Here is a 25,490-nt window from a genome sequence, read left to right as displayed (position 1 = left end):
ACTCAACCTCCAAGCACATATCGTGAGGTTTGCTCTATAACCTTGATGAAGGGATAGGGATAAAGCCCAAGCAGGAAAGCAGAAGCTATTATGAGAATGAAAGATAGTATGTGGTGGGCTTCCAGGTCCTTTAAATGTCTCCACTTTTCCAACCTGTATTCGGATATGGTCTCCTCTTCAAACATGACCCTCTTATACATGTAGAGGAAATATGCAGCGGATAGTACCACGCCCACACCCGCTATGAAGGACCAAACGGGGAAGTTTTTGTAAGTGCCAAGGAACACAAGAAACTCTGCCACGAAGCCTGCAAGCCCAGGAAAGCCTATGCCCGCAAGCCCAGAGATCATAAAAAGCACTGCCAGCTTTGGCACATAGCGGGCAAGCCCTCCAAGGTCATCCATATGATAAGAGTGCACCCGGTCATAGATAAAGCCTGCGGACATAAATAGGGCTGCAGAAGAGAGCCCGTGGGCTACCATCATGTATATGGCACCATTGAGGGCGTTTAGGTCCATGGCAAAGGTGCCAAGGGTTACCACCCCCATGTGGCTTATGGAAGAGTAAGCAATAAGCCTCTTTATATGCGTCTGGGCTATGGCCATCATGGCTGTGTATATAATGGCAACCACGCTCAGGAAGAAGATAAGGGGTATGAAGTATTTGCTCGCATCGGGGAAGAGGGGCAAGGAGTATCGCACAAAGCCAAAGGTACCCATCTTGAGAAGAACTGCTGCTAGCACCACAGAGCCAGCAGTGGGAGCCTCCACGTGGGCGTCCGGAAGCCATGTATGCACGGGCCACATGGGAATCTTTACCGCAAAGCCAAGCCCAAAAAGCAGGAAGGCGGCGGTTTGCAAGATCATAGGATAGGAAAAGCTAAGATGGAACAGATAGTCAAAGGAGAGCTTTCCAGTCATTATGTAGCCGTAGACCACTATGCTGGCAAGCCCAAGGAGGAGGAAAATACTACCGAAGAAGGTATATACAAAGAACTTGTTTGCGGCGTAGACCTTCCTGTCGTGTCCCCACAGACCTATGATGAAATACATGGGGATGAGCATACCCTCCCAGAAGAGGTAAAAGAGGAAAAAGTCCAAGGCGGAGAAGACACCCAAACAGGCGGTCTCAAGGGCAAGAAACAGGGCAAAGTAGAGGTTGGGCCTGTCCTCTACCTTCAAAGACCACAGAAAGGCCACCACAAAGACCAAAGAGGTCATCAAAAGCAAGGATATGGCCATGCCATCCACACCCACATGGTAGGAGATACCAAGAGAAGGAATCCAGTCCACCTTTGTCCTATACTGAAAGCCTTGGGCGGACCAGTCAAAGTTGAGAAATAGATATAACACTATGAGAAAGACTACAGAGGAAATGCCCAGAGAAAGGAACTTTGAGAACTTCTCCTTCCTCACTATGGCAACCAGTAAAGAACCCAATAAGGGCAGGAATATGGCAAGGCTCAGAAGGTTTTCCATCTTTTACCTCCATAGGATTGTTATAAGAAGAAGCAAGGAAAAGCCAAGGGCTATAAAGAAGGCATAGAGGTTTAGCTTGCCTCCTTGAAGCTGTCTAAGGACACTGCCTGCACCTTTCACTGCTGGATAAGTAACGTTCACAAGCCCGTCTATGAGCTGTCTTTCTGAAGTCATGTAGAGTATTTTAGAGTAAAAGAGGTATCCACCAGCCAACACCCTATGGTAAAGCCTCTCAGTAAAGAACTGCTCTTTGAAGGTAGTATGCAAAGGCTTAAGAGCCTCATATGCCTTCTGTGGGTCTATCAGTCCTCTCACATACACAAGATATGCCACACCTATGCCCGCCAATGCTACACCCATAGAGAGTAGGGCAATATTCAAATGAAGTTCTTTCTTCACTCCCATCACACCCCCATACCAGCCCTCAAAAAACCCTGCTACCACCGCCATTAGGGCTAACAAAAGCATGGGTATTGCCATCACGCCAGGACTCTCATGTGGCTCCTTTTCATGCTCGTGCCTGAAGTGTTCCTTGCCATGAAACATTACAAAGCCCTCCCTGAATATGTAATAGGCAGTCAAAAAACTCACCACAGACACAAGCACACCCCAGAAAAAGCTCGCCTCATAAGCGGTTGACACAATAAGGTCTTTGCTCCAAAAGCCAGAAAGGGGAAACACACCCGCCAAAGCCAAAGCACCCACCAGAAAACTACCATAGGTTATGGGCATGTATCTTTTAAGACCCCCTGTTTCGTATATGTCATGCACATGGTGGTGAAAGGCATGAATAACAGAGCCAGCAGCAAGAAATAGCAATGCCTTGAAAAAGGCATGAGTGGTAAGGTGAAACATGGCAGAGAACCTATCCCCAAGACCAAGTGCCAAAAACATAAGTCCCAGCTGGCTCATGGTAGAAAAGGCTATTATCTTCTTTATGTCCGTGTGAGAAGTGGCAGAAAGTCCTGCAAAGAGGGCTGTTAGACCTCCCACGAGAGCAACAACCTTTAAACTCTGAGGAGCGTTCTCAAACATAGGATAGAGCCTTGCCACCATATACACACCCGCTGCCACCATGGTAGCAGCGTGCAAAAGGGCAGAAACAGGAGTAGGACCAGCCATAGCATTAGGAAGCCAAGTATGCAGAGGCAGTTGACCAGACTTTCCTACCGCACCACCAAAAAGCAAAAGGCAAGCAAGACCAAGAAGTGCCTTGTCCACCTCAGAGACCTTGCCAAAAATGTCAAGAATAGACAAAGAACCAAAGAGGTAGAATGTGGCAATGATACCAAAGAGGAAAAACCAGTCTCCGATACGATTTAGAGTAAAAGCCTCAAGGGAGGCATTAGCAGCCTTTTTCTGAGTGTGGAAGTATCCAATAAGCAGATAAGAGGCAAGACCCACACCTTCCCAACCGAAGAAGAGACCAAGAAGGTTGTCTGAAAGCACAATAAGGAGCATGGCAAAGAGGAAAAGAGAGAGATAGGCATAGAACTTAAAAGTCCACTGACCGAAGAGGTCAGACATATAGCCTACAGAGTATATGAAGATAAGAGTAGCTACGAAGGTAACCACAGAGGCGGTTATAGAGGACAGTGGGTCAAAGTATAGACCCAAAGAGAGGGTATAATCACCCAGAGGCAAAAAGTTGTATAGCTTGACAGTAAAGGGCTCGTTGAGGGCTTTGAAGGTAGCCCACAGGGAGAAGAGGAAGGAGAAAGCACCGCCCAGGATGCAGAGCAAGGCACTTGCCATATCGCCCATTCTTGAGCCAAAGAGGGCTATTATCAAAAAGGCTATAAGAGGTGAAAGTAGAACCAGTATCTCCATCTTACCCTCTCATGTCTGTTATTTCATCGGTAGAGTCTACCTTTCTAAGCCTAAATATGGCTATTATTATACCAAGACCTACCGCTGCCTCTGCTGCGGCAAGGGCTATTATAAAAAGGGCAAAGACCTGACCGTCCACAAGGCTTAGGTGTGCATCCGCACCCACAAAGAGCACATTGACCGCATTTAGGGCAAGCTCCATGCTCATAAGAACGGTTACCATGTTTCTACGCACTATCATACCAAAGACGCCAAGCCCAAAGAGAATTACGCTAAGGGTCAAGTATGCCTCAAGGGGTATGGTTGTCATAGGTTTGTGCCTCCTTCCTTCCTATTATCACCGCTCCTATCATGCCAATAAGTAGCACCAAAGAGACAAGCTCAAAGGCAAGGAAATACTTGCTAAAGAGTATACCACCTATCACCTCCACATTGCCAAATTGCTTTACAAACTCCCTAAACTGTCCCTTTGGGGACACGGTTGCACCTATGAGGAACACCAAGAGCATCTCCGTATATAGCAGAAGCACCAAAGGAAAAGAAAGCACGCCCTCTACCCTGTAGTGGGAGTCCTTTTTCAGAGCCTTCTCCCACGGGACTGCGGTAAGCACAAAGACATAAAAGACAGTCACTGCCACCGCGTATATGAGGAGCTGTAAGGCACCCACCAGCTCTGCACCAGCCACGAAGAAGACGCCAGCCACCGCCACCAGCACAGAGAGGAGGGAAAGTATCACATATATGGGGTTTGCCAGAAGCAACACCCCAAGGGCGGAGACCACTGCAAGGGTGGAAAAGAGGAGAAAAACCAGCCACTGTATCACCTTTTCACCTCCGGAAGTTTAAGGTCGTTTTCATACCAAAGCCTTTGTCTTTGGTAGTCATCTATCCATATTCTATCTGGTTCTTCTTCTCTTCTCCTTTGCCAGTCTCTGCCAATTCTCTCTAACACCTCAAGGTCAAGCACCGCATCCTTTCTTGTATAACTGGCGGTCTCGTGTATATCGCTCTGGAAAAGGCAGTCCACAGGGCATGCATCCACACAAAAACCGCAAAAGGTGCAAAGCATCATATTCATGTTAAAGACAGAGACCCTCCTCCTGCCGTCGGGCAGTTTCTCACCTTCTATCTCAAAGAGCTGTGGCACAGGACAAGCCCTTTTGCAGAGCATGCAGACCACACACCTGCTTTTGCCTGGCTCTACTTTTATTTTGAACCTCTCTACCCACTCATCAAAGGCGGGCTGGGGCTCCTTACCGTCCACCACCTTGTGTCCGAAGAAACCTCTGAAGCGCTTGGGCGGTGTGAGCTTCTCATAGGGGTAGTGGGTGGTGATGGTTCTCCTAAAAGCGTGCCTTATAGTTATGGACAGCCCTCTTATAAAGTCAAGGAACAAAATGCGTTCAAGCCAGCTCAAGGGTCTCTCAAAAACCTTCTTTACCATGCTTTACCTCCACACCTTCTTTAGGTCAAGCTCTAACCTGTAGTCCTTTATCTGAAATTCTAAGCCTTCCATGGCTACAAAGCCCTCTTGTGTGTTTCTGTAGACCTTCCAACTCTTGGTTTCTGGATAGAGGAGCAGGTGGTAAGGCACGCCTGCCTCCTCATATTTTTCAAACTTTAGCCCTTCGTAGTGTTTTTTGGTGCTTTTTGAAACCACCTCTGCCACAAGCAGGGGCGTCTCTCTTATGTATTCTTCCCCTTCCTCGCACAGGATTGCCACGTCTGGTCTTAGGACCGTATCCTCTGAGATTACCCAGTCTACTTCTGATACCACTTCGCAATCGCAGGGGTTTTTCTCAGGCTCTTTTGCCAAAAGCCTTTGCAACCAAAAGACCACTACACGGTGAATCCCTGTGGGCGAAGCCATAGCGTAGGGAATGCCTTCTATAAGCTCCCAGTCTCCCTGCCACCTTGCGTAGTCCTCATAGGTGTAATGGGGCAGGTGTCTTAGTTTCATCCTTACCTCCATATAAGGGGTGCTACAACTGCGGTGAGCACCAGGTTTACAAAGGTAAGGGGAAGCATCACCTTCCAAGCGGTTGCGGTTATCTGGTCAATCCTATACCTTGGCAGTGTCCAGTGAAGCCACAGCACAAAGAGAAAGAGAGCAGAGACCTTTAACACGAACCATACAAAGGGGGAAAGGGGTCCGAGGAAGAAGAGGGGGTCAACAAAGCCCAAGAAGGGTATGTTTATGGGCGACCAGCCCCCCATGAAAAGCACCACCGCAATGGCGGAGAGGGAAAGTACCTCAATATACCACTCCACCAGCGGGAAAAGACCAAACTTCATGCCACCGTATTCCACGGTAAAGCCTGTCACCAGCTCTGCCTCTGCCTCTTGTATGTCAAAGGGCACTCTTCCAGTTTCCGCAAGCATGGCAAACATATAAACCACAAAAGCCATAGGCTGAAGCCACATATACCAGAGGTTTTGCTCTATCTGTTTTTGGACTATGTCGTAAGTGGAAAGGGTTCCAGCCAGTATGATGGGACCCATGACCGCAAAGGTTATAACCACCTCGTAGGAGACCACTATGCCTGCCTTTCTCATAGAGCCTATAAGCGCATACTTGGAGTTGGAAGCCCACCCCGCCAAGGCTATGGCAAAGACAGCCATAGAGCCAAGGGCAAAGACAAGCAGTAGACCAATGTTTACATCGGTGAGAATAGGCTTTATCTTGTATCCAAAAAGCTCAAACTCGGGACCAAAGGGAACTACCGCAAAGACCAAAACCGCAGGCACTAAAGCCATCACAAGGGCAAGGTTATACAGAAACTTGTTTCCGTATCTTGGAAAGAGGTCTTCCTTTGTGAGGAGCTTAAGACCGTCCGCAAGGGGTTGCAAAAGCCCGTGCCAACCCACCACCATGGGACCCGGTCTTCTCTGTATGTGCGCCGCCACCTTTCTCTCCACCAAGGTAAGATATGCACCCACACCAAGAACTATACCCAATATTACCAATATCTTTATTAGGGTTATTATGAGCCAAGCGACTACGCTCTCCATGTCTACCTCCAGAGCCTTTCTGTATCTATTTCAAAGGCACAGCCTTTTACACTAAAAGAGAGCCTCTCCATAGGCACAAAACCCTGTGGAGACCACCTGTAGGCTTTCCAGCTTTTGCCTTCTGGATACAAAAGCACATAATAAGGCACTGCTTGCTGTTCGTATAGCTTAAACTTTACAAACTCATCCATCTCCCTTGAGTTCTCTGAAACTATCTCAAAGACCACCTCCGGTCTTTTTCTTATGTAGTCCTGAGGTTCTTCACACAAAACTACAAGGTCTGGTCTCACAACCGTATCCTCCGATATGACCCAGTCAAGCTTTCCCACCACAAAACAGTCGCATTCTTCAAGCATGTCTTCCAAAAGCCTTGCCAGCACAAACATAAGACGCTGATGGGGAAATTTGGGCGAAGCCATAGCATAGGGAACGCCCTCTATAAGCTCCCAGTCTCCTTGCCATTTTGTATAGTCCTCATAAGTGTAATGTGGCAGATGCCTTAGCTTCATCGGTCTATCTCTCCTACCACTGGGTCTATGCTTGCCAAGATGGTAACCGCATCCGCTATGACGCGGTCTTTCATAAGCTTGGGATACACGCAAAGGTTATACATGGAGCCTGGTCTTATCTTTACCCTGTAGGGCTTGACACCACCAGTGGAGTATATGTAAAAGCCCAGCTCTCCTCTCGGGTTTTCTCCTGAGGAGTATATCTCTCCCTCTGGAACCTTTAGACCTATGCCGTCAAGGGGTAGCTTGAGCTTTTTAGGGTCTGGAGATTCCGCAAAGAAGGGTGCATTTTTGAGTTTTTCAAGGACCGCCACACACTGCTCTATTATCCTAAGGCTCTGTCTCATCTCCTCAAGCCTGACCAGATACCTATCATACACATCTCCACTTTCTCCCACGGGAATGTCAAACTCCACCCATGGATAGGCATCGTAGGGTTCAAACTTTCTTATATCGTAAGGCACGCCAGAGCCTCTGGCTACTGGACCTGTGAGCCCATAGAAGTAAACATCCTCCTTGCTTATAACTCCCACTCCCACGTTTCTTCTTAGCCATATCCTGTTCCTACTGAGTATGGTCTCCCACTCCTTTAGCTCCCTTGGAAACCTCTTTATAAAGGCTTTTATTACCTCCAGAGCACCCTCTGGCAAGTCCATACGCACACCACCTATCCTCGTGTAGGAGATGGTGAGCCTTGCACCAGTTATACCCTCTATAATGTCCATAAGTTTTTCTCTCTCCTTAAAGGCATACAGGAATATGGTTAGAGCTCCAAGGTCAAGAGCGTATGTGCCAAGCCACAAAAGGTGAGAGTTTATCCTCTGAAGCTCTGACATCATAGTGCGGATATACTTTGCCTTTTCTGGAACAAGGTCTTCTATGCCGAGAAGTCTCTCCACTGCCACAACCCAAGCCTGATTGGAGCATAGGGCGGAAAGGTAGTCCATACGGTCTGTGTAGACCAGAAACTGGTTATACATCTCGTTTTCTGCTAACTTTTCCACGCCCCTATGGAGCTGACCCAGTATCACATCGCACTGATAGACCCTTTCCCCCTCAAGGTCAAAGAGAAACCACATAGTTCCGTGCGTTCCCGGATGTAGTGGTCCCCAGTTTAGCACTATCTGAGCCTTTTTCTGAAGCCTTCTCTTTTCGGTTATCTCAAGGTCTTCTAGAGTTGGCACGGGCGTGTGCATCTTATCGTAGTTCATAAGACCGTTGAGGTTTTCACCCCATAGGACCTCGTTCAAGGAAGGCAAGTATTCTGTGGCATAGCCCTCAAGAGGAAAGTCCTTTCTAAGAGGATAGTGCTGGTAGGTTTCCCACATAAAGGCACGCACTAAGTTTTCGTGCCCCTCATACCTTATGCCAAACATATCGTAGCACTCGCGCTCAGCCCACTTGCCCGCAAACCAAAGCCTTTCTATAGAAGGTAGCTCTCCGTCCGTCCATGTTTTTACCACTACCCTCTTTTTCTCATCCACGTTGTAGAGGATGTAGAAGGCTTGAAAGCGAGGTTTTTTGTCAGGAAAGTCCACCACCGAGTGGTCAATGAAGAGCTTGTAGCCCCTTTCTTCCTTCAGAGCCTTAAGAAGCTCTATAAGCCTTGCCTTTGGCACATGAAGGGCGGTAAGAGTGGGCTTTTCCTCAATTTCCAGCCCTTCAAACCTCTCCTTTAGCTGGGTGAACTCTTCTCCTCTTGCCCAAGGCATAGCCAACTCCTTTATAGACTTTCCTCTTCAAACTGCCAGTCAAGGGCACCCTTCCTCCAAGCGTACAAGAGCCCGTAGGTAAGGATAAGGATAAAAAGAAACATTTCCACAAAGCCAAAAATACCCAAATGCCTATAGACCACAGTCCAAGGGAAAAGAAAGGCAGCCTCTATGTCAAAGAGCAGGAGCAAAAGACCAAGCAGGTAGTATCCCTGATGGAAGGTGGACTGGGCGGACTTGTCGTAAAGGGGTACACCGCACTCGTAGGGATAATCCTGCATTGCCTCTGAGCTTTTGGGACCCAGTATCTTGTTTATGAAGACAAAGACCAGCGCAATACTGAGCAATATACCAAAGAATATAAGAAGTGCCATGTATTCCATCTCTTCACCTCATGAAAAGGTTCTCTGCAGATGGGCTTACAAAGTTCCATAATATTATAGGCAGGGCTCCAAGAAGGACAAGGGCTAGGGATAGGATAACTATAAGGGACTTTTCCAGCGTGGAGACCGCTATGTGGTGTTGTCCCTCTTCTCCTTCTTTCATAAACATAAGCACCGTAATCCTCAGATAGTAGCCTGTGGATATGCCTGTTGCGATTATCATCACCAGGGCAAGCCACCAAAGCCTCTCAAAGGATAGGGACATGAAAACAAGTGCCTTGCCCACAAAGCCCACAGTGGGTGGCACGCCCAGAAGGGCGAGGAGCATTATCATAAAGGAGAAGGCAAGCCAAGGTGCTGAGAACCTCATGCCAGAAAACTGCTCAAGCCTATTTTCCCAACCCTCCGCCCTCTCCAAGAGGGCAAGCACCATAAAACTGCCAAAGCCCATAAGAGAGTAAGCGATCAGAAAGTATATGACCGCCTTAAGACCTATAACTTCCGCTACCGCTATGCCTGCCATGATGTATCCCGAGTGGGCAATGGAAGAATAGGCAAGAAGCCTCTTCACATCCTTTTGCACAAGGGCGGTGAGGTTTCCATATAGCATGGTAAGGGCAGAGATAATGCTCGCGGTGGTTATCCATGCATAGGCAAAATGCTCTTGCACCAAGGGCATAATCCTCACAAGGGGTGCAAAGAAAGCCAGCTTTCCCACGGACGCCATGTAGGCGGTGATGGGCGTGGGCGCACCCTGGTAGGCGTCTGGAAGCCAAAAGTGGAAGGGCACCGCACCGATCTTTATGGCAAAGCCTATTAAAAACAGCACAAGCCCCAGCACCAAAAAGTAGTGGTTTTCACCCACATGGGTGAGGATATACCGAAGGTCAAGTGAACCCGAATAGAGATACATAAAGCCCGCACCGTAGGAAGCCAAGGCTATGGAAAGACCACCAAGCATAAGGTATTTAAAGGCACCCTCCTTGGAGTTAAAGTCAGACCTCAGCAAAGCGGTGAGTATGTAGAAGGCGATGGAAACCGCCTCAAGGGCAACATACAGAACTACAAGGTTGTAAGAGGAGACCAAAAACATACCCCCTATGAGGGCAAAGCTCAGTATGTAGTAGAATTCGCCATAGAGAGAGCGTCTGTGTTTATAATAGAGGTAATTAAAGCCCAAGAGTGCCATGGTAAGGATTAGCATAAAAGCCTGCATAAGGTTGGAAAATTCGTCTCTTTTGTAGAGCCCGTAGAAGGTCTCACCCTCTATGCCCCAGTTGAAAAGGAGAAGCAGGAAGGCAAGGAGATAGCCTACCAGGCTGACGCTTATGGCAAGGGCGTGGTTGAGCCTCTTGTAGAGAAGCTCAAGACTGAAAAGGGCAAAGCCAGTAATAAGAACCACAAGCTCTGGAAGCAGGAGCCACAGGTTAGGTATCTCTATCCTTATGAGTTGTTCCATCTTAGCCTCCAGCCACCCTTGAAAGAAGATATTTAAGCAGGCTGTCTATATATGGGTCGTAAAAGGCAAAGAACAAGAAGGGCAAAAAGCCCACTATAAACATGGGAAAGACCACCAACAAGAAGGCGGTGAGCTTGAAGCCCCTAAGGTCTGTAAAGTGGACTAGCCTGCTTTCTTCCTTTGTGTCAAGGTATAAGGTCTTTAGGAGATAAAGCACGTATACCGCACTGAAAAAGGCACCCACTATCACAAGGAAGGCAAGGAGCAGGGTGTATTCTCTGGCACCCACTATGGTAAGAAACTTGCCCCAGAAGGAAGACCCGCCGGGAAGCCCCATGGAGGAAAAGCCTGTTATTGCCACAAGAACCGCAAAGAGGGGCATAAACTTTATACTTCCCCTTAGGGCTTGCATGTTAAAGCTATGAAGTCTGTTGTAGATAAAGCCCGCCATCATAAAGAGAGCGGAGGAGGTAAGCCCGTGGGCAAACATCTCCGTTATGCTGGCTCTAAGACCCTCTGCGTTGAGGAGAAACATACCCGTTACCACAAAGCCCATATGGCTCACAGAAGAGTAGGCTACGAACCTCTTTACATTGCTCTGGCTTATGGTAAACCACGAGGCGAAGACTATGGAGAATATGCCCCACAACACCATTATGGGCATGAGGAACACAGAGGCTTCTGGGAAGAGACCTATGTTGAACCTAAGAAGGGCATAGGTGCCCATCTTGAGAAGAACTGCTGCCAGCACCACAGAGCCTGCGGTTGGTGCCTCTCCGTGAGCGTCCGGAAGCCATGTATGGAAGGGCACGATGGGCGTTTTGACCGCAAAGGCTATTAGAAAGAGAAGGAACATAAAGACCTCAAAGGTAAGGTCATACTGATTGTTTATAAGGTCAAGATAGTTAAAGGAGAACTTGCTAAACTGTCTATAATGTTGAACCGCAAGGCTCACAATACCAAGCAGAAGTAACAAAGAGGAAACAAAGATGTATATGAAGAACTTATACGCAGAATAAAGCCTGAGCTTGTAGCCCCATATACCTATGACAAAGAACATAGGAACAAGGGTAAGTTCATAAAATACATAGAAGACCATAAGGTCAAGGCTTGCAAAGACGCCCACAAGGAAGGTTTCCGTTAGCAGAAACCATATGTAATACTCTTTGAGGCGGTGGCTTATCTGATGGTCTCTGGTGGACCAGAGGAGTGCCACGAGGGATACAAGGGTGGTTAGTATATACATAAGATAAGAAAGCCCGTCAAAGCCCAGATGTAGGCTTAGGTTTAGCTCGGGAATAAGGGGGTATTTCTCTACAAACTGAAAGCGGTCCGCTTTTGAAAAGTCAAAGAAAAACAGGGAGAGAAGAGAAAGCACAAAGACAAGACCGCTGAAAAGGACCGCTATCCACTTGGAAAACTCCTCCCTTGCAAAGACTATCAATACACTGCCCACGAGGGGCAAAAGCATGCTCACAGAAGCCAAAGGAAAGCCTTCCATCCCTTCACCTCATGCTGTATAGAATTACGCCCAGTATAAAGACCACACCCAGTAGCAGAAAGCTCACATAGTTGTTAAGAAGTCCCGTCTGTATGTTCCTTACCCTTTTGCCCGTCCAGTAGGAAACCTTTGCCACGCCGTTGACAAAAAGGTCTACAAGCATTATGTCCAGCTTCATCCAGAGGAACTTGACCACTCTAAGGTAGAGGAAGTTAAGAAGGTTTATAAAGCCATCTATTAGCACCCTGTCGCCTGCCAAAAAGAGAGCCCTTGAGAGACCCATATACCCCCTTGCTATACCCCTGTGGTAAAGCCTCTCAGTAAAGAACTGCTCTTTGAAGGTAGTATGCAAAGGCTTGAGAGCCTCATATGCCTTCTGTGGGTCTATCAGTCCTCTCACATACACAAGATATGCCACACCTATGCCCGCCAATGCTACACCCATAGAGAGTAGGGCAATATTCAAATGAAGTTCTTTCTTCACTCCCATCACACCCCCATACCACCCCTCAAAAAACCCTGCGGACACCGCCATCACAGCCAACATAAGCATGGGTATCGCCATCACGCCAGGACTCTCATGTGGCTCCTTTTCATGCTCGTACCTGAAGTGTTCCTTGCCATGAAACATTACAAAGCCCTCCCTGAATATGTAATAGGCAGTCAAAAAACTCACCACAGACACAAGCACACCCCAGAAAAAGCTCACTTCATACGCAGTTGCCACTATAAGGTCCTTGCTCCAAAAACCTGATAGTGGAAATATTCCCGCCAATGCCAATGCTCCCACGAGAAAACTTCCATAGGTTATGGGCATGTATCTTTTCAAACCTCCAGTCTCGTATATGTCATGCACATGATGGTGAAAGGCGTGGATTATTGAACCTGCAGAGAGGAAAAGTAGAGCTTTGAAAAAGGCATGAGTGGTAAGGTGAAACATGGCGGACATCCTGTCCCCAAGACCCAAAGCCAAAAACATAAGTCCCAGCTGGCTCATGGTGGAAAAGGCGATAATCTTCTTTATGTCTGTGTGAGAGGTGGCGGAAAGTCCTGCAAAGAGGGCGGTTATACCTCCCACAAGGGCAACAACCTTCAAACTCTGTGGTGCGTTTTCAAACATGGGATAGAGCCTTGCAACCATATAAACACCCGCTGCCACCATGGTAGCAGCGTGCAAAAGGGCAGAAACAGGAGTAGGACCAGCCATAGCATTAGGAAGCCAAGTATGCAGAGGCAGTTGACCAGACTTCCCTACCGCACCACCAAAAAGCAAAAGGCAAGCAAGACCAAGAAGTGCCTTGTCCACCTCAGAGACCTTGCCAAAAATGTCAAGAATAGACAAAGAACCAAAAAGGTAAAAGGTGGCAATGATACCAAAGAGGAAAAACCAGTCTCCGATACGATTTAGAGTAAAAGCCTCAAGGGAGGCATTAGCAGCCTTTTTCTGAGTGTGGAAGTATCCAATAAGCAGATAAGAGGCAAGACCCACACCTTCCCAGCCAAAGAAAAGCCCAAGAAGGTTGTCCGAAAGCACAATAAGGAGCATGGCAAAGAGGAAAAGAGAGAGATAGGCATAGAACTTAAAAGTCCACTGACCGAAGAGATTAGACATATAGCCCACAGAGTAGATAAAAATAAGAGTAGCCACAAGAGTGACCACAGAGGCAGTAACAGAAGACAGAGGGTCAAAGTAAAGACCCAGAGAGAGGGTATAATCACCCAGAGGCAAAAAGTTGTATAGCTTGACAGTAAAGGGCTCGTTGAGGGCTTTGAAGGTAGCCCACAGGGAGAAGAGGAAGGAGAAAGCACCGCCCAGGATGCAGAGCAAGGCACTTGCCATATCGCCCATTCTTGAGCCAAAGAGGCCTATTATCAAAAAGGCTATAAGAGGTGAAAGTAGAACCGCCAGCCCTTCCATCTTAGTCCCTCAAATGCGTTATCTCAGAAGAGCCTTCGTAGCCTCTGAGCCTAAAGAGGGCAACTATAAGACCAAGACCTACTGCCACCTCAGAGGCAGCCACCGCCAGTATAAAGAGGGCAAAGACCTGCCCCTCTATACCGCCTACTATCCTGTCCACGCTTACAAGAGCAAGGTTCACCCCGTTTAGCATGAGCTCTGTGCTTATAAGCAGTGTTATAAGGTTCTTCCTTATGATAACACCAAGCACGCCAGAAAGGAATAAAAAGATGCTTATGAGAAGATAAGCCTTTTCTATGGTCACTCCTCTTTCCTCCCAAGAAGTATGGCTCCTATCATGGCGGTCAATAGTATAACAGAAGCCACTTCAAGAGGAAAGAGGTAAGTGGTGAAAAGACTTTTGCCCACCTCTTTCACATTGTCCCTTGCCTGAGAGCCAAGGTTGGCAAAGCTCCCCTTCATTATGGCATAAGCAAACAAAATAAAGCTCACAAGTAGCACAGGAAAGCCTAAGAGAAATTCCCTTTTGTAGAAGCCCTCAAACCTCTTTACCTTCTCCCAGGGTATGGTGGTTATCACAAGCACATAGAAGACCACTATGGCAACCGCATAGATAATTAACTGCAAGCCTGCCAGTAGCTCTGCTCTCATGTGCAAAAACATGCCTGCCACCGCAAGTATAAGGCTTATAAAGGATAGTATGGCATGAACCGGGTTTTTAAGAAAAAGCACACCCATGGCAGAAACCACCGCCCAAGAGGCAAGTAAGGCAAATATCAACCACTCCATTCTATCTTCCCCCAGAGCTTTTCTCTTTGCTGGTCATCTATCCAGATACGGTCTGGCTCAGAGCCTCTTCTCTTTTTCCAGTCTATGGCGTTTTCCTCAAGCCTGTCCATCTTAAGGACTGCAGACCTCCTTGTGTATCCTGCCAGTTCATAGAGGTCCGTCATGGTAAGACAGCCCACAGGACAGGCGTCCACACAAAGACCACAAAAGAGACAGTTAAGCAGGTTCATATCAAAACGCACCACCTTTTTTGAGCCGTCAGGCATCTGCACCGCCTCTATCCTAAAGAGGGTTGGCATAGGACAGGCGGTCTGACACATATAACAGGCAACACACCTGCTCTTACCCTTTTCGTAGCTCATAAATTTCTCTATAGCCTTCAGAGAGTCTGGCTCTGTGCCGTCCCACACGAAGTGCCCGTGAGCTCCTCTGTATCGCTTAGGTGGTGTGAGTTTTTCTATAGGGTAGTTGGTGGTTATAGGTCTTCTGAAAAGGTTTGTGAGGGTCACGGAAAGACCCTTTATGAAATCTACAAAGAACACAGTTTCTAACAGGTTAAGAAAAGCCTTCCTGTCTACTTTCTTTATACCCATAGTGGGCTACTATTTTAAGCCAAGTAAGGCTTTCTTGCAAAAGTTTATGACCTATTTCATTCTACGAGCGTTAACCCCCTATACAGCCACGGGACACCAAGAAAGCCTTTCTTGACCGCATACTCCACCTTGTCCCCGACTTTAGCCTTCATATAAAAACCTTCAGAGACCCTTAAACTGTCACACCATCGGTTTTTGTGAAGCTCTGCAAGCAATATCCTATGCCCGCCCCTTATTAGGTAATACTTCCTTGTTATTGTATCCCTTATGGTTTCTGGCTTAGAGCTGTCAAAGCGTCCATTTAGCCACATGAGGAAGAAAAGGCTTATAAAGGGAGTGCAAATAAGGCATACAAATAGGGTCTTGAGGATTACCCTTTGACCAAGAGTGGAAGCACCCACAAGAAACAACACAAGAGCAGTGTAGAGAATGATTATAGGCGTCAAGACCTTAAAACCTACAAGCAGTATCTCATGGTCGCAAAGGGGTTTGTATCTATAAAATCCTCCTGCGAGACCTATTGCGATAAGTAAAAGGGTAGTCAAGACAGGGAGCTTTAGCGTAAGCCAGCTTCTTAGGCTTTCTTTATAGACTTTTGCAGAGGGCATTGAGTTTATCCTTTGGCTTATGCCCACCAATATCTTAAGAACATTGAGGACTTCTTCTTTTTTCACAACTTTTTTGAACCTACTCATTCCACCTAAATGCCAAGCAAGCGTAAGGGTTTTATTCTTTATCTCAAGAAAGTTAACAGCTGGCAGGCTAAAAAGCCCTATGACCCAATTCTTAAAATCTTCTCTGTTTAGTATTTGCTCCGCCCACTCCTTATCTTCATATTCCACAAAGATGTTATCCGAATATTGTTTTCTCAAAAGTGTCCTGTCCAAGATATTACCACGCCAGAGTTTTAAGTAGCCAACAACGTCTAACTCAACGCTTGCCTTTAGTGTATAAAGTCCCTGTCCTCCCTCCGTGTAAATTTTTACCCTCACCCTACCCAATTCAAGCTCAGCAAGAGGAAATATGAGCCATCTATTACCCGCATGCCTTGCACCAAGAGAGCTATAAAAGTCAAAAAGCTCACGCCTGTGCCTGCTATAGCCTAAATACCACAAAAGGACAACAAGAACTAAGATAACAGGCAGTAAAACTTCAGCTTTCAAGCTCCACAGCCCCAAGGTCATACCCTCCCGCTTGAGTTATCTTCACCCTTATCATATCTCCTGGCTTTAACTCCCTCTCAGACTCCACGTAGGTTATCCCATCCACTTCTGGAGCTTGTGCGTAGATTCTACCCACTGGCACATAGCCAAACTCCTCGTCATAACCATCTATCAACAGTTCCAACTCTTTCCCAATAAACTCTTGGTTTTTCTTAAGGGTTATTCCTTCTTGAACCCTTAGGAGCTCCTCCCTCCTTCTTTCCTTCTCTTTCTCTGACAGTGGGTCTCCCAAAGAAAAGGCGTGAGTGCCTTCCTCTTGGTAGTAGGTAAAGACGCCAACCCAGTGGAAGTGCCCCTCCGAAACAAAGTCCAAGAGCCTTTGAAAGTCCTCTTCTTCCTCTGTGGGATAGCCCACTATAAAGGTTGTCCTCAGGACAGCCTGTGGCAGTTTTGTGCGAACCTTTTCTATAAGACCTCTTACAAAGCCCTCCTCATAGCCCCTTCTCATGCTCCTTAAAACCTTAGAGCTTATATGTTGCAGTGGCATATCAAAGTAAGGTAGGACCTTTTCTGAACTTTGCATATAGTCAAGCAGGTCATCCTCTATCTCTGTGGGATAGAGATATAGAAGTCTTATCCACCTAATGCCTTCCACCCTTTCAAGCTCGTTGAGTAGCCTTATAAGATAGCCTCTTCCGTATAGGTCTCTTCCGTAGTAGGTGGTGTCTTGTGAGACTATGCAAAGCTCTTTTACGCCTTGACTTGCAAGGTATCTGGCTTCCTCTAATATTTCCTCAATAGGTCTGGAGCGGTGCTTTCCTCTTATCAAGGGTATGGCACAAAAGGAGCAAAGCCTATTGCACCCTTCTGCAATCTTTAGGTATGCGTAAGACTTGGGAGTGGTGAGCACCCTCTGAGTTTTCTCCTTCTTCTCCAATCCCAGAAACTCCACCACACTGTCCCAGCTTTCTGTCCCAAAGTAGGCAAGCACCTCTGGAATTTCCTTTTGAAGCTCTTCCTTATACCTTTGCACGAGGCATCCCATCACTATAACCTTTTTGTCTTCCACAAACTCTAAGATGGTTTCTATGGCTTCTCTCTTTGCAGGCTCAATAAAACCGCAGGTGTTTATAACTATCACATCCGCCTTTTTGGGGTCGCTGAGTAGCTTTGCACCACCTTCCTTTAGCTTTCCAAGAAGCACCTCCGTATCCACAAGGTTTTTAGCACATCCCAAACTTATCACACCTACCTTCATTACTCCTCCATATCAAGCTCAGAGTCCACCTTAAAAACATTGGCGTTATGAAAGGCGTCATACATGACATATTTTCTGTAAGGGCTGTCCCCTAAGGCTTGCCTTATCTCGTCTATGCTTTTGCCTTGCTCTTTGGCCTTCTTTATGTTCTCTCTCAGAAACTGCACATATGCGAGAGTAAAGTCCACGGCGGACATGTCCATAGGCTCATTGTGTCCACCAAGGAGCACCTTTGCATCCATTTTCTTTATCTTATTCAGGGCTTCCAAAAGACCCCTTGAACTCGCTCCCCTGTCTCCCATAAAGGGTATGCGGTTATAGAGGACAAGGTCTCCAGTAAAGAGCACCTTTTCTGAGGGCATGTATACCACAAGGTCGTTGTCTGTATGGGCTGGCCCCATGTATATGACTTCAAAGGTCTTTCCACCCACCTTGAGAGTGTATCTGTCTTCTACCAATATATCTGGTGGGACAAGGGCTACGCTTTTGAAAAGGTCGCCAAACCTCTGCTTTGCGTTCTCAAGGGCAAGCTGTGCCTCTCCTGACTGGTATAAGTCCATAAGCCTTTTGTGGGCTACTATCTTTGCTCCAAGCTCCTTGTAAGTTTTTGCTCCATACCAATGGTCAGGGTGGTAGTGGGTGATTATGGCGTATTTTATGGGGGCTTTCCTTACTCTCATAAGGTTGTCCACAAATTCCTTTGAAAGCTCTGGAGTGGACAGGGCATCTATCACAACCCAACCTTCCTCTGTTAGCACCCCAAAGGCATTGGACATAAAGCCTCTATTTTCCACAGAGGGCAGTGCATCCACGCCCCTAACCATATAAATGTCCTCTTGCACCCTCCTTAGCTTCATCTCGGGTGCCATGGCGTAGGCAAGAAAAACAAGCACAAAAAGGAGCTTCATATATCTCATCTTTTTACCTCCTGCTATATGATTTTATTACTTTCCACGAATATGTTAACCATTTCCAACTCTTCTTGCGTTTGTATCACCAAGACCTTTACACTACTACCCTTTGAACTTATGACCTCTTGGTTTTTTCTGTTTGCCTCTTGGTCAAGCTCAACTCCAAGAAAGGCAAGCCTTTTGCAAAGCTCTTTTCTTACCTCTGGACTGTTTTCCCCTATACCACCAGAAAAAACAAGGGCGTCCACCTTTCCCTCTAAGATAAACCAATAGGCACCCACATACTTCAAAAGCCTACGCAGGAAAGACTCAAAGGCAAGGATTGTCCTCCTGTTGCCGTTCCTTTTCAAAGTGAGAAGCCCCTCAAAGTCAGAGACCTCCGCTATAGCCCTTATACCGCTCTCTCTGTATAGCCTTCTTTCCAACTCCTCCACAGACAAGCCAGACCTTAGCATATGGAGTATAACCCCAGCGTCCACATCGCCAGGTCTTGCCACCATAAGGAGACCCTCAAGAGGCGTAAAGCCCATGGAAGTATCCACAGAAACCCCCTCCTTTACCGCACATACACTACAGCCTTGTCCCAAGTGCATCATTATGAGGTTTGGCTTTGTTTTCTCAAGAACCTGCTTAGACCGTCTAAAAGGTAGGAGTAGGAAATGCCATGAAAGCCATACCTCTTTATACCCCTTTGATAAAGCTCGTAGTCCAGTCCATATATTCTTGCACTCTCTGGTATGCTTGAATGGAAGTCCGTATCAAAAATAGCGTAGTGTTTGCTTTTACTAAAAAGCTCAAGGCTCTGCTCTATACCTTCCAAGGCTATGGAGTTATGGAGAGGATTTATGCGTGCAAGCTCTCGCAGTATCTCAAGACTTTGACCTTCTATAGGCATAGGGCTTTTGTGTTCCATACCGTGCACCACCCTGTGCAGGACTACCTCTGGGCTAATTGGAAGTTCCTTTGCAAGCTCCCTTAGTGCTTGGGATAAGCCTTCCCCTCTGAAGACCCTCTTGTGCTTTAGGATTAGCCTCTGACCCTCAAAGAGGGCATACTTAAGAGAGGAGCTTCCGTAGTTTAGGCACAAGAAAGTTCTCATCGGAAAACTCCGGTGCGTCTACGCCTTCTTCATAGGCATGCCCTAGGGCTCTTATCTGCATATTCTTTAAAAGGTCTATGTATCTGCCTCCCACCGACTGCAATGCTGGCGTTCTTTGGATAACGTCTATGGCAATGCTAAAGCGGTCTATTTGGTTTAGTATGGCAAGCTGGAGAGGAGTGGTAATGCCACCTCTTCCTTTAAGGAAGGGTTGAATTTGTGTGGCATCTATGCCTATCTTCCTGTTTTCTCTGTAGCCTCTCACATGCAGGTTCTTGTGGTTTCTTCTTCTGTAGGTGAGCCTGTGGATAAGCCACGGATAGCCGTGGAAGTTAAAGATTATGGGCTTGTCTGTGGTCTGTGGTAAAATAGGCGTCAAAATCCCTGTCTGAAAGACCGTCAGGATGCTCGCCGTCTGGAGTAAGTCTAAAGAGGTTTACCACGTTCACAAACCTTATGGCTAAGTCTGGAAAGAACTCTCTCAGAAGCAGTGACGCACCTATGGCTTCCTTTGTGGGTATATCACCACAGCTTGCAAGGATCACATCGGGCTCTCTATCTGTGTGGGTGCTTGCAAAGTCAAAGATGCCTATACCCTTTATCACATGTGAGTAAGCGGTTTGATAATCCAAATACTGAGGGTGTGCCTGCTTGTCAACCACGATGATGTTTACCCTGTTTGTAGACTTAAGGCATAGCTCCACCGTTGCCAAAAGGGTGTCGGCATCGCAAGGGAAATAAAGCCTTACCGCATTGGGCCACTTATCCACTATGCTGTTTATAAAGCCAGGGTCTTGGTGGGTAAAGCCGTTGTGGTCTTGTCTCCAGACCACAGAGGTAAGTAGAAGGTTAAGGGAACTTATAGGTGCTCTCCAAGGCACATCTTGAGATATATCCAACCACTTTCCAAACTGGTTTACCATTGAGGTTATTATGGGAACAAAGCCTTCATAGGTGCTTAAAATGCCATACCTTCCCGTAAGGAGATAACCCTCAAGCCAGCCTTCTACCGTGTGCTCAGAAAGCATCTCCATAACCTTGCCTGTAGGGCTCAGATAGCCTTCGTCCTCGTCCACAGATAGTCTATCTAACATCCATACCTTGCCAGCTTCAAAGGTGGGGTGTAGTCTGTTTGAGGCGGTCTCGTCTGGTCCAAAAACTCTAAAGTTGTTGGGATTTTTCTTTAAAACTTCTCTAAGGTAGTATCCAAGAGGCAAGGTGTTGTTATGGAGAGTAAACCTCTCCACGCTATAGTCTTCTGCCTTTGGTAGGTCAAGAGGCTTTCTCAAAAGCCCACCGTTGGCAAAGGGAGTATCTCCAAGCCTTCTGCCCTCTTCTGGAAAAAACTCGCAAAGTTTTATAAGAGGTCTACCTTCTTGGTCAAAGAGCTCCTCTGGTCTAAGCTCTGTAGCCACTCCTCAAGGAGCTTTAAGCTATCTGGATTTTCATGAACGTCAGAAAGAGGAACTTGGTGAGACCTCCAATAACCCTCTATGTATTTTCCTCTAAACTTCTTTGGTGCTGTCCAACCCTTAGGTGTTTTTAGCACTATGTCAGGAAGCACAGGTCTTTTCTCCTTTCCACGCAGGTCCATAAGCCTTTCAAAGGCAGACTCCACGACCTCCTTCATCTGACCAGCCACCTCTTCTGGCTCTTCTCCCTCTACCCACAGTGGCTCATAGCCATAGCCCCTCAAAAGACTAATGAGCTCCTCCTTTGGAATTCTCGCAAACAGTGTAGGGTTGTTTATCTTGTAGCCATTGAGAGAAAGCACAGGGAGAACAAGACCATCCCTTTTGGGGTTTAAAAACTTGTTGGAGTGCCACGCAGTAGCCAAAGGTCCAGTTTCCGCCTCACCATCGCCCACTATGGCAACCGCCCACAAGGTCAGGATTGTCAAAGACCGCACCAAAGGCATGAGAGAGACTATACCCAAGCTCGCCATCCTCCTGTATAGAGCCGGGAAGTTCTGGAGTGCAATGGCTTCCAAGCCCTCCCGGAAAGGAAAAAGCCCTAAAGAGCCTTTTCATGCCTTCCTTGTCTTGAGAAAACTCAGGATAGAACTTGCTAAGAGTTCCCTCAAGGTATAAGGGTGCTATGTAGCCCGGTGCACCATGCCCACAGGACCCACCACAAGCAAAGCGTTAACTGGATATTTACGGAGCATATAGCTTGTAAACAGGTAAACAAAGCTAATGTTTGGACTTGCCCCCCAATGACCCAAAAACCTCTTCTTAAGATGCTCCCTCCTCAGAGGTTCCCTTAGGAGAGGATTTTCCTTGAGGTATATCATCCCCACCGCCAAGTAGTTGCATGCTCTGAAGGCTTTTAACAGCTCTTTCATAGCCCACCTCCTCCAGCCACTTTTCAAAGTTTTTACCCTTTATTATAGCAGAGAGTATAGACTCTTCCAGAGGATGAAGGCTTTTAGGGACAAGGTCTGGTCTAAGCCTTAGAGTTCTCTCTATAGAATGCCAAAGCTCCCAAAGTCTTATAAGCTCATGATTGCCAGAGAGGAGCACCTCTGGGACTTTCATACCCCTAAATTCCGCCGGTCTCGTATAAACTGGAGCACCAAGCCATCTTCTAAAGGAATCTCTTTTTAGACTTTCAGGCTCGCTCAAAACCCCTGGCAAAAGCCTCGCGATACCTTCTAAAAGCACGAGGGCAAAGAGCTCTCCGCCTGCCAAAACAAAGTCTCCAAGGGAGAGCTCCTCGTCCGCCAGAGTGCTAACCCTTTCGTCCATGCCCTCGTATCTGCCACATATAACCGCCAAGCTATCGAAACCAGACAACCTATCAAGGTCTTCTTGAGTGAGCCTTCTGCCCCACGGCTGTGGGATAATGGTATAAGGCTTTCCAAAATTTTCTACCACATACTCGTAAGCACTAAAGACAGGCTCAGGCTTTATGACCATACCTGGATGCCCACCATAGGCGGTATCGTCCACCTGTCTTTTGTGAGCGAAGTTTCTTATGTCTACAGTATGGAGCTCAAGCACACCCTTTTTTATAGCCTGTCTTACTATGCCATACTCCGCACAGCACTGAATTGCCTGAGGGAAAATAGTAAAGACAAAAAACCTCATCTAAGAAAGTTCTCCACCAAGCTCCTTGCCCTCTCTTGACTAAATCGGTAGTATATGTCTATGGTGGTCTTCACGTTGGAATGTCCCGCAAACTCTTTTACCACCTCTGCAGGAAAGCCAGAGTTTACAAGGTTTGTTATATAGGTATGCCTGAAGCTATGCACGGAGAAGGGAATCCCAAGTCTTTGAGAAAGCCTATTGGTGTAGACCTGCAAAGATCCCGCCTTTACCCTTATATAGGCATCGTAGTCCTCAAGCCATCTATCAAGCTTTTCGCTCATCTTCACCGTTTCCTCTTTAGAAGGACCAATTATAGGAACAAGCCTTTCTTTCCCTCTCTTTGTTATCTCCGCAGGAAGTCTTAGCCAATATATGCCACTTTTGTCTCTATAGAAAAATTCCTTCCTAAGCTGGACGTACTCAGAAAGCCTAACACCACTATAGAGGAGAAGGCTATAAACACGCTCGTATTTTGTATCTCTTACCGTCTGGAAAATCCTATCAAGCTCCTCCCTGCTTAGAGCCTTCGGGCTTTTTTGAGGCTTTGAGCTAGAAAGGTCATCTCTTATCTCTTCCAAAACCGCTTCTAATTCTGAGTAGTGTTCCTCGCTTATCCATCCTCTTCTAAAGGCAAACTTATAAAAGTGCTTTATAGCGGACAGGTGAGTGAGGAGAGAGGAAGTAGAGAGGTTAGAGGAGTCAACATAAGAAAACAGCTCTTTGGGTTCAATCTCAAGAAGACTTGCCTTCTCACCTAAGTGCTTTTGAAGAGACCCAAGACACATGCTGTATGTAGTTACAGTCCTTTGGCTCTTTGTCCTGCTAAGGCTTTTAACCCATAGGTCCAAAAGCCTATCCATAGTTCTATTAATTTTATTCCTTCTTCTTTTTCTTCTCCAGTTCCATGCGAAGAGTGGACAGCTCCATCTCTTTGTTTAATATCTCCCTGTCCTTGTCCAGCACAACCCTTTGGATTTCCAGCTCCTTCTGGCTCAGAAGGTGTTCCTTTTCTCTGAGTTCCTCTTGAAGTTTTTTTATCGTATTGTCCTTCTCTTGGATTATCTCCCTTAACCTTTGGTTTTCAGCCTCCTTTTCCACGCATTTTTCTTTAACTCTTTCCAGTTCCCTTGTGAGAAACTCCATCTCCTTTTCCCTTATGGCAAGGAGCGTATATAGGCTTGAAAGTTCATGAAGAAGCTGTTCCTTTTGTTGTTCTTTTTGCATAAGGGCGGACATATAGGTGGCTATAAGGCTACCTTCAAGGCTTGACTTTAAACCCTCAAGGTTAGACTGAAGACTTTTGTTTTTCTCTTCCTGTCTTTCCTTAAAACTCCTTATGTGTTCTAACTCATCTTGCGTAAGGTAAACATACCAAATACCATCCTCTTCTTTGCCACCCCTCAAAACACCAGCCCTTATGCGGTTCTTTACCGTGTTAAGCGAAAGGTCTGTTAAAAGTGCATATTCTGACGCTTTTATCTTGACAATATCTTTGTCATCTACCATGACAGCCTCCTTTCAGTTATATGACAGCATTTTATGCTTTTTGATGTCAGATGTCAATATATGTCAGATAAGAAAGAGGGTGCTTGGGGCTGTTAATATAATTGCCATTATATTAACAACTCACACAGCCTTGGGAAGCTTCCACTTGAAGACAACAGCAAGAGTGCGTACTGTATGTGGCATAAAAGTTTTCTCTTAGCATCCACGGAACTTTTCTAAACAGAGTAGGTTTTCTGCTACTTTCTAAGTTAGCTTTTGTCCCTTCTGCTTAAATTGAATAAAGATTACTGGAATCAAAAGAAGTGAAAGTATAAAAAGGCTTATCCTATGATCCCGAAAAGCTTCAAAAAGAAGGGCATACAATAGGACACCGCCTATGTTAGAGGATAGGTAGAAAAGAAGAAATCTGTAGACATATTCTTCCTTCGGATACCTATAGTATAGGTAGGTTCTAAAATATACCCAGTAAAAGGCTATAGACATACCTACAAAAATCGCAACCACTTCAATTGCAATTCCTACAAATAGCAGGATAGGTAAGAATAACAAAGTTAGCGTTGTAAGTATGCCATAAAGTTTTAGACTCAAAAACTCTAACATATAACCTGACAGAAGTGCTGTGATAAAAGCACTTATTAACGCTATTCCTATAGCCCTTTCAATCTCCACATTACTATGCCATGTATCCCTAAGTATATAGTAACCCATTGCGGTTAGAACTTCCACATACTCTCCAAGCAAGTACATAACCAAAACTTCAGCTAGGAATTTAGGCTCAAATATATCCCTTAATATTACGGGTTTTATTTCTATGTCTTTGTCTATTCTTATAAGTTTCATAAGAGCTATGAGAGATAGAGAATACGCAAAAGCAAGCCAGACTAAGTTAAATTTGGAAAGCAGCAGTAGTAATCCAAGAGCTACAAACCCACCAGCATAGGATAGTCCTATCACAGTTTCAAATTTTTCAAACTTTAAAGCCATTATTTCATAGTAAAAAGTAAAGATTGTGTGAAATACAACAAAGGTAAACATAATAAAAATTGCATACACTCCACTATTTATAAAAACAAGCATTATAGATAGTATTATGAGCATGATAAAATATATTCTATTAAAATATATTCTATAGGTGATAGAAAACTTCATATAAAAGTTTAACCAGAGAACTACTAAACCTAATAAATTTGCTAAAGTAAATATGTATCCATATTCGTTTGTCTTGAAGATTTCATAACCCTCTGCAGGCATTTTCAAATATGCTATATACGATGCAAATA

Annotated in this window: 28 protein-coding genes and 1 pseudogene; all 29 read right to left on the bottom strand. The window is 46.1% G+C overall.

Annotated elements, in window-relative coordinates; translation table 11 throughout:
* Window positions 1-2 precede the first annotated feature (2 nt).
* The 29 genes and pseudogenes from G3M65_RS01760 to G3M65_RS01640 all read right to left on the bottom strand — a co-directional run bounded on the left by G3M65_RS01760 (window position 3) and on the right by G3M65_RS01640 (window position 25,461).
* The gene (locus tag G3M65_RS01760; RefSeq protein WP_173832858.1) at window positions 3-1,478 is read right to left on the bottom strand and encodes a complex I subunit 4 family protein; all 1,476 of its coding nucleotides are present in this window, start codon (window positions 1,476-1,478) and stop codon (window positions 3-5) included.
* A gap of 3 nt (window positions 1,479-1,481) precedes the next feature.
* On the bottom strand, window positions 1,482-3,308 hold the full coding sequence (nuoL, locus tag G3M65_RS01755; RefSeq protein ID WP_173832857.1) for an NADH-quinone oxidoreductase subunit L: 1,827 nt from the start codon (window positions 3,306-3,308) through the stop codon (window positions 1,482-1,484).
* 1 nt (window position 3,309) lies between these two features.
* Window positions 3,310-3,618, bottom strand: a complete 309-nt coding sequence (nuoK, locus tag G3M65_RS01750) for an NADH-quinone oxidoreductase subunit NuoK (RefSeq protein ID WP_173832856.1) — start codon at window positions 3,616-3,618, stop codon at window positions 3,310-3,312.
* The gene (locus G3M65_RS01745) at window positions 3,599-4,132 is read right to left on the bottom strand and encodes an NADH-quinone oxidoreductase subunit J family protein (RefSeq protein WP_173832855.1); all 534 of its coding nucleotides are present in this window, start codon (window positions 4,130-4,132) and stop codon (window positions 3,599-3,601) included. Before G3M65_RS01745 ends, nuoK (G3M65_RS01750) begins: the two co-directional genes overlap by 20 nt.
* Window positions 4,129-4,752: a NuoI/complex I 23 kDa subunit family protein gene (locus G3M65_RS01740; protein WP_173832854.1), complete on the bottom strand. Its 624-nt coding sequence runs from the start codon at window positions 4,750-4,752 to the stop codon at window positions 4,129-4,131. Before G3M65_RS01740 ends, G3M65_RS01745 begins: the two co-directional genes overlap by 4 nt.
* Window positions 4,753-4,755: 3 nt before the next feature.
* Window positions 4,756-5,268, bottom strand: a complete 513-nt coding sequence (locus G3M65_RS01735) for a Uma2 family endonuclease (RefSeq protein WP_173832853.1) — start codon at window positions 5,266-5,268, stop codon at window positions 4,756-4,758.
* Between the two features lie 2 nt (window positions 5,269-5,270).
* The gene (gene nuoH / locus G3M65_RS01730) at window positions 5,271-6,320 is read right to left on the bottom strand and encodes an NADH-quinone oxidoreductase subunit NuoH (protein ID WP_173832852.1); all 1,050 of its coding nucleotides are present in this window, start codon (window positions 6,318-6,320) and stop codon (window positions 5,271-5,273) included.
* Window positions 6,321-6,322: 2 nt separating this feature from the next.
* Window positions 6,323-6,829, bottom strand: coding sequence for a Uma2 family endonuclease (locus tag G3M65_RS01725; protein WP_173832851.1), 507 nt, complete (start codon window positions 6,827-6,829; stop codon window positions 6,323-6,325).
* Window positions 6,826-8,541, bottom strand: coding sequence for an NADH-quinone oxidoreductase subunit D (locus G3M65_RS01720; protein ID WP_173832850.1), 1,716 nt, complete (start codon window positions 8,539-8,541; stop codon window positions 6,826-6,828). Before G3M65_RS01720 ends, G3M65_RS01725 begins: the two co-directional genes overlap by 4 nt.
* An 11-nt stretch (window positions 8,542-8,552) precedes the next feature.
* Complete coding sequence (locus G3M65_RS01715) at window positions 8,553-8,924, bottom strand: NADH-quinone oxidoreductase subunit A (RefSeq protein WP_173832849.1); 372 nt, start codon at window positions 8,922-8,924, stop codon at window positions 8,553-8,555.
* Between the two features lie 4 nt (window positions 8,925-8,928).
* On the bottom strand, window positions 8,929-10,383 hold the full coding sequence (locus G3M65_RS01710) for an NADH-quinone oxidoreductase subunit N (RefSeq protein ID WP_173832848.1): 1,455 nt from the start codon (window positions 10,381-10,383) through the stop codon (window positions 8,929-8,931).
* 1 nt (window position 10,384) lies between these two features.
* Entirely contained in the window at window positions 10,385-11,884 is a 1,500-nt protein-coding gene (locus G3M65_RS01705; protein WP_173832847.1) for a complex I subunit 4 family protein, read from the bottom strand.
* Window positions 11,885-11,888: 4 nt separating this feature from the next.
* The gene (gene nuoL / locus G3M65_RS01700; RefSeq protein WP_173832846.1) at window positions 11,889-13,802 is read right to left on the bottom strand and encodes an NADH-quinone oxidoreductase subunit L; all 1,914 of its coding nucleotides are present in this window, start codon (window positions 13,800-13,802) and stop codon (window positions 11,889-11,891) included.
* Between the two features lies 1 nt (window position 13,803).
* Window positions 13,804-14,106, bottom strand: coding sequence for an NADH-quinone oxidoreductase subunit NuoK (nuoK, locus tag G3M65_RS01695; RefSeq protein WP_173832845.1), 303 nt, complete (start codon window positions 14,104-14,106; stop codon window positions 13,804-13,806).
* Window positions 14,103-14,591 carry an NADH-quinone oxidoreductase subunit J family protein gene (locus G3M65_RS01690; protein ID WP_173832844.1) on the bottom strand — a complete coding sequence of 163 codons (489 nt, stop codon included), beginning with the start codon at window positions 14,589-14,591 and terminating at the stop codon, window positions 14,103-14,105. The genes nuoK (G3M65_RS01695) and G3M65_RS01690 overlap by 4 nt, the downstream gene beginning before the upstream one ends.
* Window positions 14,579-15,184, bottom strand: coding sequence for a NuoI/complex I 23 kDa subunit family protein (locus G3M65_RS01685; protein WP_173832843.1), 606 nt, complete (start codon window positions 15,182-15,184; stop codon window positions 14,579-14,581). Before G3M65_RS01685 ends, G3M65_RS01690 begins: the two co-directional genes overlap by 13 nt.
* 56 nt (window positions 15,185-15,240) lie before the next feature.
* Window positions 15,241-16,368, bottom strand: a complete 1,128-nt coding sequence (locus tag G3M65_RS01680) for a hypothetical protein (RefSeq protein WP_173832842.1) — start codon at window positions 16,366-16,368, stop codon at window positions 15,241-15,243.
* A complete protein-coding gene (gene rimO, locus G3M65_RS01675; protein ID WP_173832841.1) occupies window positions 16,337-17,605 on the bottom strand; it encodes a 30S ribosomal protein S12 methylthiotransferase RimO in 1,269 nt (422 codons plus the stop codon). The genes G3M65_RS01680 and rimO overlap by 32 nt, the downstream gene beginning before the upstream one ends.
* Window positions 17,605-18,522 (bottom strand): MBL fold metallo-hydrolase, encoded by a 918-nt coding sequence (locus tag G3M65_RS01670; protein ID WP_254426289.1) that lies wholly within the window; start codon window positions 18,520-18,522, stop codon window positions 17,605-17,607. Before G3M65_RS01670 ends, rimO begins: the two co-directional genes overlap by 1 nt.
* Before the next feature lie 14 nt (window positions 18,523-18,536).
* Window positions 18,537-19,411, bottom strand: a pseudogene (locus G3M65_RS01665) (acetate/propionate family kinase).
* Between the two features lie 160 nt (window positions 19,412-19,571).
* Window positions 19,572-19,994: a phosphoketolase family protein gene (locus G3M65_RS10700; RefSeq protein WP_217422982.1), complete on the bottom strand. Its 423-nt coding sequence runs from the start codon at window positions 19,992-19,994 to the stop codon at window positions 19,572-19,574.
* Complete coding sequence (locus tag G3M65_RS10695) at window positions 19,948-21,030, bottom strand: phosphoketolase family protein (protein WP_217422981.1); 1,083 nt, start codon at window positions 21,028-21,030, stop codon at window positions 19,948-19,950. Before G3M65_RS10695 ends, G3M65_RS10700 begins: the two co-directional genes overlap by 47 nt.
* Window positions 20,973-21,515 (bottom strand): phosphoketolase family protein, encoded by a 543-nt coding sequence (locus tag G3M65_RS10690; protein ID WP_217422980.1) that lies wholly within the window; start codon window positions 21,513-21,515, stop codon window positions 20,973-20,975. Before G3M65_RS10690 ends, G3M65_RS10695 begins: the two co-directional genes overlap by 58 nt.
* On the bottom strand, window positions 21,469-21,714 hold the full coding sequence (locus tag G3M65_RS10685; RefSeq protein WP_217422989.1) for a phosphoketolase family protein: 246 nt from the start codon (window positions 21,712-21,714) through the stop codon (window positions 21,469-21,471). Before G3M65_RS10685 ends, G3M65_RS10690 begins: the two co-directional genes overlap by 47 nt.
* Window positions 21,711-21,908 (bottom strand): phosphoketolase family protein, encoded by a 198-nt coding sequence (locus tag G3M65_RS10680; protein ID WP_254426288.1) that lies wholly within the window; start codon window positions 21,906-21,908, stop codon window positions 21,711-21,713. The genes G3M65_RS10685 and G3M65_RS10680 overlap by 4 nt, the downstream gene beginning before the upstream one ends.
* Window positions 21,850-22,704, bottom strand: a complete 855-nt coding sequence (gene trmD / locus G3M65_RS01655) for a tRNA (guanosine(37)-N1)-methyltransferase TrmD (protein WP_173832840.1) — start codon at window positions 22,702-22,704, stop codon at window positions 21,850-21,852. Before trmD ends, G3M65_RS10680 begins: the two co-directional genes overlap by 59 nt.
* Window positions 22,701-23,564, bottom strand: a complete 864-nt coding sequence (locus G3M65_RS01650) for a tyrosine-type recombinase/integrase (protein WP_173832839.1) — start codon at window positions 23,562-23,564, stop codon at window positions 22,701-22,703. The genes trmD and G3M65_RS01650 overlap by 4 nt, the downstream gene beginning before the upstream one ends.
* A 13-nt stretch (window positions 23,565-23,577) precedes the next feature.
* Entirely contained in the window at window positions 23,578-24,210 is a 633-nt protein-coding gene (locus G3M65_RS01645) for a hypothetical protein (protein WP_173832838.1), read from the bottom strand.
* Window positions 24,211-24,453: 243 nt separating this feature from the next.
* On the bottom strand, window positions 24,454-25,461 hold the full coding sequence (locus G3M65_RS01640; protein ID WP_173832837.1) for a hypothetical protein: 1,008 nt from the start codon (window positions 25,459-25,461) through the stop codon (window positions 24,454-24,456).
* Window positions 25,462-25,490: the final 29 nt, after the last annotated feature.

The organism is Hydrogenobacter sp. T-8, assembly GCF_011006175.1.
In the GTDB taxonomy this organism is placed as follows: Bacteria; Aquificota; Aquificia; order Aquificales; family Aquificaceae; genus Pampinifervens; species Pampinifervens florentissimum.
The sequence above is the reverse complement of the archived record's forward strand: the minus strand, read 5'-3'. Positions and strand labels throughout refer to the sequence as shown.